At 35.0% G+C, this 609-nt stretch carries 1 protein-coding gene; it reads right to left on the bottom strand.

Annotation, left to right across the window (positions count from 1 at the left end):
- Positions 1-578, bottom strand: a 578-nt coding sequence (dacB, locus tag A1D25_RS01450; protein WP_157393948.1) for a D-alanyl-D-alanine carboxypeptidase/D-alanyl-D-alanine endopeptidase, incomplete at its 3' end; no start/stop codon positions are given.
- Positions 579-609: the final 31 nt, after the last annotated feature.

Raw genomic sequence — 609 nt, 5'->3', positions numbered from 1 at the left:
CTCCCTGAAGATTTATTCGCATCTAAATTAACGTAAAAACAATTGTTATCAATATTTACAGCGGCAGGCGGTGCACTAAAACAGATATTTAGATCATTCCAAACCCAGCCTGCTGCTTTATCGTGGCTTGTAAATACGGTGGTATCTAAAATAAGATTGCCTTTGATGGTTTGAATACCTTGTTGCTTTAATTTAGAAACAAGCTGAAATAATTGCTGACTAGTTAAATCAGGATCTCCTGTAAAACGGGCAATTAAATCACCGTTTAAACTACCATTTTCTATCTTTCCATTAGTTAAAAGAGCGGTTTGGAATTTAAAATCATCTAGTAAGGCTAATTTTGCCTCTAATGCCGTAAATACTTTTTGTGTACTTGCTGGCAACATAAAGGTTTTACTTTGATATTCTGCAATAATTTGATTTGTGGTTAAATTCTTAGCGATGATACTCACCGAAGCACCTTCGGGTAAATGCGACATTATTGGCACAAGATCAACCTGTGCTTGAGCGGTAAAAGATGACAGTGAAAAGAGTGATATCCACCCAAGTTGGCGAAATTTGTTTAAAGATGAAATCATAATCAAGGTTGCTATTTTTTAAAAGAAAATG

It is taken from the genome of Ursidibacter arcticus (assembly GCF_009761375.1).
Taxonomy (GTDB): Bacteria; Pseudomonadota; Gammaproteobacteria; order Enterobacterales; family Pasteurellaceae; genus Ursidibacter; species Ursidibacter arcticus.
This window is presented reverse-complemented; position numbering and strand designations above follow the sequence as displayed.